The 698-nt window shown below is 61.9% G+C and carries 1 protein-coding gene; it reads right to left on the minus strand.

Annotation, left to right across the window (positions count from 1 at the left end):
• On the minus strand, positions 1-698 hold a 698-nt coding region (locus EJ903_RS27870; RefSeq protein WP_246015994.1), incomplete at both ends, for a calcium-binding protein.

Consider the following 698-nt stretch of genomic DNA (forward strand, 5'->3'; position numbering starts at 1 on the left):
CCCATCGCCGCCGTCTAACTGATTGTTGCCAGCCATTCCCATGAGGACATCATTGCCGAGACCACCCACCAGTGTGTCGTTGCCAGCGCCGCCCGACAGCGTGTCATTGCCCACACCGCCCTGGATCAGATTGTCCAAGGCATTGCCCACACCGGTGAAGTTGCCGGTGCCGGTGTAGGTGAGCGTTTCCACATTCGCCGACAGGCTGTAGCTGGAAAGGCTGGTGCGCACCTCGTCGCTGCCTTCACCGGCCAGTTCCGTCACCACATCGCCAGCATCGTCCACGATGTAGACGTCGTTGCCCAGACCACCCACCAGCGTGTCGTTGCCCACACCGCCCGACAGCGTGTCATTGCCCACGCCACCCTGAATCAGGTTGTCCAAGGCATTGCCCACACCGGTGAAGTTGCCGGTGCCGGTGTAGGTGAGCGTTTCCACATTCGCCGACAGGCTGTAGCTGGAAAGGCTGGTGCGCACCTCGTCGCTGCCTTCACCGGCCAGTTCCGTCACCACATCGCCAGCATCGTCCACGATGTAGACGTCGTTGCCCAGACCACCCACCAGCGTATCGTTACCAGCGCCACCCGACAGCGTGTCATTGCCCACACCACCCGACAGCGTGTCATTGCCCACGCCACCCTGAATCAGGTTGTCCAAGGCATTGCCCACACCGGTGAAGTTGCCAGTGCCGGTGTAGG

The organism is Azospirillum griseum (assembly GCF_003966125.1).
Taxonomy (GTDB): domain Bacteria; phylum Pseudomonadota; class Alphaproteobacteria; order Azospirillales; family Azospirillaceae; genus Azospirillum; species Azospirillum griseum.